Below are 856 nucleotides of genomic sequence, written 5' to 3' on the forward strand. Positions count from 1 at the left end.
TGCTTCATGCTGTTCGCCTGCTTGATTGCCAGCACTGCGCTCAGTACCAACATTATGTTGTGCTCCCTCTGCTGAGCTTTGGTGTTGGTCACTGTTTGCTGGTTGGCTTTCTTGGCCAGTAGCTTGGCCTTCAGTACTATTAGTATCAGCAGTAGAATTTTGGTCTTGGTTGCCATCAGTGCCTTCTACAACACCAGCTGGCTCTTGACTGCCAGTAAGAGGGTCAGCCAAAGCAGTATGACCGCCTACTCCTGTCATGAAGGCGAAGCCGATTAAGACACTGGCTGCACCAATACTTAATTTACGAATAGAGAATCTGTCGTGCTTGTCCTGATTCTCCATCTTGCGTAAACGCTCTTTAAAATTATTTTTTCCGAGCATATTTCTTCCTCCAATTTATACGAAATAAAACAATAAACAAAAGAGGAAATGACCTACTAATCCCAGCTTTATAGATTATCTGTCTTTTCTCTTTCTTTAATGCCTATTTAAACTCGTAAATTTAATAACAATTGCAAATATAGAGGTACTTTCCTCATTTACTTACTATACCACGTTTTTCCAAAAAATAAATTATGTTTTATAATCAAATTCACAAGTTGTCATAAACGATGACAAGAAATAAACAGCCGGCATGCGCTTGTTGTCTACAATCTTATTGCTATACAAATATAGTATATCACATAAATACTACCATTATCAGATTTTATATAGAATATATGTGAGTATTTGAACAAGAAATAAGCTATTAGGATAGAAGAAGATTAAATAACAATTAAAATTAGTAAAAAACATTCAATTTATTACAGTTTTTTATTATTAATATGCTTATATAGCAATTAAATTTATAGCTTCA

General features: G+C 34.7%; 1 protein-coding gene. It reads right to left on the reverse strand.

Going from position 1 to position 856, the window contains the following annotated elements; translation table 11 throughout:
• Nucleotides 1-381, reverse strand: a 381-nt coding sequence (locus FC57_RS11390; protein ID WP_236695731.1) for a YSIRK-type signal peptide-containing protein, incomplete at its 3' end; no start/stop codon positions are given.
• Nucleotides 382-856: the final 475 nt, after the last annotated feature.

It is taken from the genome of Lactobacillus ultunensis DSM 16047, from assembly GCF_001436305.1.
Taxonomy (GTDB): Bacteria; Bacillota; Bacilli; order Lactobacillales; family Lactobacillaceae; genus Lactobacillus; species Lactobacillus ultunensis.